Genomic DNA, 6,621 nt, shown 5'->3' with positions numbered 1-6,621 from the left:
TTTAAACCAACCTTGAAAACGCTCCATTAGCATGTAGTTTATTGGTACTAACAATAAAGTAATAAAGGTAGCAAAAATAATCCCAAACCCTAAGCTCACCGCCATTGGTATTAAAAACTGTGCCTGAGTCGCTTTTTCAAACAGTAATGGCATTAAGCCAATAAAGGTCGTTAAACTAGTTAGCATTACAGGGCGAAAACGTGATGCACCTGCAATTTTTATAGCATCGAGAACTTTACCACCTTCACTGCGCTTTTTATTAATAAAATCAACGAGTACAAGCGAATCATTTACCACCACCCCGGTTAGCGCAAGCATACCGAGTAAACTCATAATAGTTAAGTCCATTCCCATGATCCAATGCCCTACTACAGCACCTATCATGCCAAATGGAATAACACTCATTACTATGATTGGTTGTAAGTAAGATTTAAGCGGTATTGCTAATAGCGCATAAATAATAAAAAATACAAACACAAGTGCCCAAGCCAACGACCCAAACGACTCTCTTTGCTCTTTAGCCTCACCTTCTAGTTTGTAATCTACTCCAGGATATTGCTGCATTAACCCATCTAAATACTCCGTTAGGTCAGCCTGCAGTATGGTCATGTTGGTATTATTTTTTTCGATATCGGCTGTTACGTTTAATGTGCGGTAACGGTCTATTCGATTAATAGTTGATGGACTTTGCCCAGCAGTAAGTGTTGCCACGTGCGATAAAGGCACTGAGCCTCCATCAGGCGTATTTATAAGTATGTTTTGTAGGTCAGCTACAGAGCGGCGCTCATCTATAGGTAAGCGTACCATTACACGTACGTCATCCCTGCCTCGCTGAATACGTTGTGCTTGCGAGCCAAAAAACGAGTTACGTACTTGTCCTGCTACATTGACTCTATTTAAGCCCAGCGCTAAACCTTGTTGCGTAAGCTCTATTTGTAACTCTTCTTTACCGTCGGACATACTATCGGCAATATCAAATACCGTTGGATAGGTCGATAAACGGGTTTTAATGTGATCAGCCACGTCTTGTAAAATAGTCAACGAAGTGCCGCTAAGCTGAACATCAATGGGGTCAGAACTTCGGCCAATTTCGGCTCTAAACGTTAAACTTTCGGCACCTGGAATGACACCAATTAAATCGCGCCATTCGCTGGCGAGTTCTCGTGATCCTATGTCTGATTCACGCTTTTCAGCCGGTGTTATTTCAAAGCGTACAGAGCCTGAATTAGATACACCACCACGCCCGCCTGTTGTGGCTAATATATTTAAAATAACGCTTTCGCCAGTATCTGGATCGCGGTATTTTTCTTGTAATTGCTGCGCCTTTTGCGACATGTCAATTACGTATTTATTCGTTACTTCAAACGGTGTACCTGTCGGTAGTGTTAAGTTAACGCGGACTGTTTCGCTTGGTATGCGCGGGAAAAATACAAACTTAGTCCAACCGCTGGTGATCATGGTTAAAATTATAACAAATACACCAATAAACAAGCTTACCGAAGCCAATTTATGGCGCAGTGCTAAATTTAAAGTGGGTTGATAGTATTTTAAAATCGCGTTTTCAAATCCATCTGCAAAACGCTGTTGAATAACATCAAACTTTGAAGGTTCGCCTTTTTCGTGGCGTAGTTTTATATATTTTAAATGTGCTGGTAGTACAAATTTAGATTCAATCAATGAAAACAATAATACCGGAATAACCACTACCGGTATTTGTGCAAACAAGGCACCACGCGCCCCTTCAATAAAGGCCAAAGGTAAAAAGGCAGCAACGGTAGTTAACACACCAAATGTTACTGGTGTTGCTACTTCTTGAGTACCTAAAATTGCGGCTTGCTCGCCCGACGTAGCTGTTTTTAAATGGGTGTAGACGTTTTCACCGGTAACTATGGCGTCATCAACAACAATCCCCAGTACCAATATAAAGCCAAATAAGCTCATAATATTAAGGGTTACGCCAAAAATAGGCATCGCTATAAACGCGCCCATAAACGAAACCGGAATACCAATAAATACCCAAAATGCAATTGCAGGGCGTAAAAACAAAGTAAGTAAAGCCAGTACTAAAATACCGCCTTGTAAAGCATTGGTAGTAAGGGTCGAAATACGACTTTTAACCAGCTCCGAATCATCATCCCAGTAACTTAATTCAAACCCTTGTGGGAGAGAGCTTTGTTGCTCTTTTATGTAGTTTTTAACATCGTCAGCAACTGTAATCGCACTTTGTGGACCAATTCGATATACGTCGATAAATGCAGCTTGCTTACCATTAAAGCGAGTACGTACTGGTGTTTCTTCAAAATCATCTTTTATAGTCGCTATATCACCTAAGCGAATAATAGTGCCATCGGCTTGGTTTTTAACAACAATGCTGGCAAATTCATCTTTACGATATGCTTGCCCTTTAGAGCTTATAAGTACGTCCCCGCCTTCTGTTTTTAAGTTACCAGCAGAAATATCTGAGCTTGAGTTTGAAATAGCACTCGATATTTGTGCCAAGCTTAAATCGTACTGACGAAGAATATCTTGGCTTACTTCAATGGCTATTTCGTAATCACGAACGCCACTTAGCTCTACCTGCGTTACATTAGGTAAACGTAGGATTTGATCGCGTACTGTTTCTGCGTATTCGCGGGTTTCTTTTTCGCCATAGTCACTCGATACGGTAACCGCGATAACTTCACGAATTCGCTCAGCAAGCGCTACTATCGGCTTTTCAGCATCGGCTGGAAAAGTGTTAATTGCGTCTACACGACTTTTTATATCAGCTAAAAGCTCACGAGGGTCGTAACCGCTTTCCACTTCTATTGTCACAGAGCCAGAACCTTCAGAAGAGCGACTAAATATTTGCTTTATGCCCTCTAAATCTTGTACTGCTTCTTCTATTCGTATAGTTACACCTTGCTCTACATCCTCTGGTGTTGAACCACGCAAACTTACATTTACGCTTATCATGTCAGTTTCGAATGAAGGAAATACCTCAAGCGGTATTTTGCTTGATAAGCTAAAAAGTCCCGACAGTAACAGCGTTACTAGCAATAAGTTAGCAGCAACATGGTTTTTGGCAAACCAAGCGATCATGGCTTATCTCCTTGCTTTGCTGCGCGGCGTTTTTTTAGCTCTTCAACACTAATACCCTGCTCTTTTGCTTTTTGCTCAAGCTGCTCTGGCGTCGGGCGCTTTCCTTTACCTTGCCCATTAGCTCCTCGGCTTTTAGGTTGCTCTGTGCTTTGTTCGCCTAAAATACTTACCTGAGTTCCAGAACTCACTTGCCCTAGTGGAGTAATAACCAGTTTATCATTTGGATTTAATCCCGTTTTTATCATCGCTTGTGTCGCATTTTGCCAAGCAAGTGTAATGTCTTTACGCTTGAGTACACCCTCTTCAACAACATAAACATACGTCCCTTGATAAATAGTACTGTTAGGGATTATAAGTGCGTTAGGAACTGTTTTACCGGTAATTTGCGCCTTTATGTATTGCCCTATTTTTATTGGGTACTGGTTATTAGCCGTTGCTTTATATGGGTCGTTAATTTTAGCAACTACGTAAAGCTGTTGTGCACCTTCATCTATAGCACCTTCGGTACGCGCTAGCTGCCCTTGCCACGTTTGCTCACCCACTAAGTCAGAGGTAAATTTAACAATTGAACCTGCTTGATTTTTGGCGCCATCACGATATTGCTCTGGTAAATTTACGAACGGAAGATCTTTATTTTTAATCGGTAAACGAATCTCTACGCTATCGATTGCGTAAATAGTGGCAAGCTGGGTATTGTTAGTAACAACTTGCCCCAAATCAACACTACGGCTAAGTATACGACCCGCATATGGCGCGGTTACTTTAGTGCGCTCTAAATCAAGCATGGCTTTTTCAAGTACTGCTTGCGCCGATAAAACTTCTGCTTCGGCTGCTGCAAGTTGTGGTTCACGCAGTACTAGGCTGCTTGCCTGATTTGAGCCGCCAAGGCGTTTCCAATCAGTAATAGCTTGTTGCCCACGTGCCTTTTCTTCTAATAAGCCTTGCTCTGCCGTTAATAAATTGGCTTGAGCAGATTTAACTTCAGCTTGATGATCTCTGTCGTCTAGCTTTAAAAGTACATCGCCCTTTTCAAAAAAGCCGCCTTCTCTAAAGTCATCACTTACTTCAATTATTTGCCCAGATGCCTGAGCAACTAATAAACTTTGTGTACGTGGTTTTACCGTACCGTAGCTATCAATCATCACTTGGTAATTTTGTGGTTTAAGCTCAAGCGCAGCCACACTTATTGATGCTTTAGGAGGTGAGCCAAAGCGTTTAGCCTCTGGCGGATTACCTTTAATAAACATAACAATTAAAATAGTGGCAATAATAACCACCGCTGGAATAATAATTTTTGCTGTTTTAGTTTTCATCATTATTGCTCTTTAGTTCACTTGAGGGCTTTGCAAAATCACCACCAAGGGCAACGTGTAAGTTAATTCTGTTAGCTATTAATTGGTTTTTAATGTCGATTAAGGAGCTTTGCGCATCGAAAGACCTGTCTTGTGCGTCAAGCACCGTAGTGTAAGTTACCAAACCGCTTTGATATTGCTCAAACGACAATTGCTCTGCAGCAAGTGCATTTTCTTGCGCCTCAAGGGTGCTGCTATATTGCGCTTTGAGGGACTGCTGCTGCGAAATCGCATTTTCTACATCACCAAATGCATCGTAAAGCGTTTGCAAATAAAGTTGCTCTTGCTTTTGAGTATTAAGGCGCGCTATTTCTTCATTCGCTTTTAAACGTCCGCCCTCAAAAAGCGGTGCTGAAATACTACCTAATAACGACCATGCAAGGCTTGATGGAGAAAACAAGTCGCTTACTCTGTCGGTGCTATCACTTAGTGAAGCTGTTAAATCTAAACTTGGAAAGCGTTGTTTGTGCGCATACGCCAATGAAGCGTCGGTGGCTAAAAGATCATACCAACTTGCTCGCAGCGTAGGTTTACGTGTTATAAGTTCAGAAGGTAAGCCTAGTGGAATATCGGTATTAATAACGGGTAAGTCGCTTCTAGCAGTAATGGCACCTTTTGGGTATTCACCCAGTAAACGCTCAAGTACACGTGCTGAAGCCGATAGGTTCGCCGTTTGAGTGGCAATGCGAGCGCGTTCAGTATTGAGCTCATTACGAGCTAAGTAAACATCGAGAGCTTCGTTTATACCTTGGCGATAACCAGACTCGATAATATCAAGGCTCTGCTGGGCATTAGCTTCTCTACGTTTAAATAAATCGAGTAATTGTTGCGATGTAACAACATCAAACCAGCCAGTTACTACATCAGCAACGAGTTGCTGTTTAGCTTGCTCAAACCGGGCCTGTTGCGCTAAATAGTTAAGATTAGCTTCGCGCTTTGAATCTGAAAGCTTACCCCATAAATCAACTTCATAAGTTAAATCTAAACTAACGGAGCTTGCGTTATCGTAGCTCACTGGGCGGTTGTCTTTACTGCGACTTGTACGTGTTGATAAATTAAGGCTAGGCCAAAGCGCAGCACCCGATACTATAAGCTGTTGTTTTTGAATTTCTACATCGTAACTAGTTTGCAAAAGCTGTTGATTGTTTTTAAGTGCTTGTTGTACAAATTTGTTAAGCGTAGGATTTTGTAGTTGTGTAAGCCATTGCTCTTGTACTTTTAATACCGAGCTTGATGCTTCTTGCTGCCATTGCTGTGGCATATTATTAGGCGCTTGCATGCGCTGCGACGAGTTAAAATCACTCGCACAGCCGCTAAGCAGCATCACACTAATTGCCAATAGGGTTGGCTTGCATTGCCAAATCATAATTAAACCTAAATTACTGCTATTTATGAACGTAATTCAAGCACTTTGGCAACTTTTGCTCAACCTACTTTACATAACATTACATAGCTAGCGATGAACTAACATAATAGCCAGTTATACGGTAAAAATGAGCAAATGATCAGCAATTTTTAATAATAAAAAATTAACTTTTTGTAGTGTGTCTAAGAGATTATACCAATTCGCTTAATTAAGTGGTCTATTTTGAGGTAAGAAAATCGTGTCGATAACAAGGCAAAAATTTCGTTATTTAGTTGCTCTATATCAGAAATTTTTAACGCAGTTAGCGTCAGGTTTAATCACTCAAATTAATTAAGTATTATTGCGGATTGGTATTAGACATATAGAAACAGAAAACCCCCGCTATAAGCGAGGCTTTTGAATAAATGGTGCCGACTAACCTAGTCGAACGGATAACTTATACAGACTATTGATTACAAGTCAGTTGCTTTGCTCTTAACTATGGGTATTTTTAATTCTCAAGTTGAAAACAAAAAAGCCTCGCTATAAGCGAGGCTTTTGAATAAATGGTGCCGACTAACCTAGTCGAACGGATAACTTATACAGACTACTGATTACAAGTCAGTTGCTTTGCTCTTAACTATGGGTATTTTTAATTCTCAAGTTGAAAACAAAAAAGCCTCGCTATAAGCGAGGCTTTTGAATAAATGGTGCCGACTAACCGAGTCGAACGGATAACTTATACAGACTACTGATTACAAGTCAGTTGCTTTGCTCTTAACTATGGGTATTTTTAATTCTCAAGTTAAAAACAAAAAAGCCTCGCTATAAGCGAGGCTTTTG

3 protein-coding genes are annotated in these 6,621 nt (G+C 40.8%); all 3 read right to left on the bottom strand.

The window, feature by feature from the left end:
* Nucleotides 1–3,081 (bottom strand): efflux RND transporter permease subunit (locus CXF64_RS08470; RefSeq protein ID WP_007587324.1); only part of this gene is annotated, 3,081 nt, incomplete at its 3' end.
* On the bottom strand, nucleotides 3,078–4,394 hold the full coding sequence (locus CXF64_RS08465) for an efflux RND transporter periplasmic adaptor subunit (RefSeq protein WP_010554901.1): 1,317 nt from the start codon (nucleotides 4,392–4,394) through the stop codon (nucleotides 3,078–3,080). The genes CXF64_RS08465 and CXF64_RS08470, both read right to left, overlap by 4 nt.
* Nucleotides 4,384–5,799, bottom strand: coding sequence for an efflux transporter outer membrane subunit (locus tag CXF64_RS08460; protein WP_101216804.1), 1,416 nt, complete (start codon nucleotides 5,797–5,799; stop codon nucleotides 4,384–4,386). The genes CXF64_RS08465 and CXF64_RS08460 overlap by 11 nt, the downstream gene beginning before the upstream one ends.
* Between the last annotated feature and the right edge of the window lie 822 nt (nucleotides 5,800–6,621).

Origin of the sequence: Pseudoalteromonas sp. GutCa3, assembly GCF_002836155.1 — a bacterium.
In the GTDB taxonomy this organism is placed as follows: domain Bacteria; phylum Pseudomonadota; class Gammaproteobacteria; order Enterobacterales; family Alteromonadaceae; genus Pseudoalteromonas; species Pseudoalteromonas arctica.
This window is presented reverse-complemented; position numbering and strand designations above follow the sequence as displayed.